Raw genomic sequence first — 239 nt, 5'->3', positions numbered from 1 at the left:
AAGTCGAAGTAAAGCGCCGTAAAACCGCCGTTTGGCAGTTGATCCTAAAACACAAGGAATACATCGGCCGCAGCACTTTGGTTATCGGCCTTGGCTACAAGCGCGGCACCGGAATGGCCGATGCCATTGCCGCCCCTGAAGAGGTTTTTGATGATGGCACTTCGAGAATGAAGGTGATCACTTCCGACATCAGCTATAACCACCCCTTCCATATCGGCCGGCAGCACTTCGTATATGAC

1 protein-coding gene is annotated in these 239 nt (G+C 52.3%); it reads left to right on the top strand.

Annotated features, from left to right (window positions below; genetic code table 11):
* Nucleotides 1-239 (top strand): ShlB/FhaC/HecB family hemolysin secretion/activation protein (locus tag ACTHSW_RS10945; protein WP_440373932.1); only part of this gene is annotated, 239 nt, incomplete at both ends.

The organism is Neisseria sp. P0008.S004 (assembly GCF_051962755.1).
Taxonomy (GTDB): Bacteria; Pseudomonadota; Gammaproteobacteria; order Burkholderiales; family Neisseriaceae; genus Neisseria; species Neisseria subflava_A.
The sequence above is the reverse complement of the archived record's forward strand: the minus strand, read 5'-3'. Positions and strand labels throughout refer to the sequence as shown.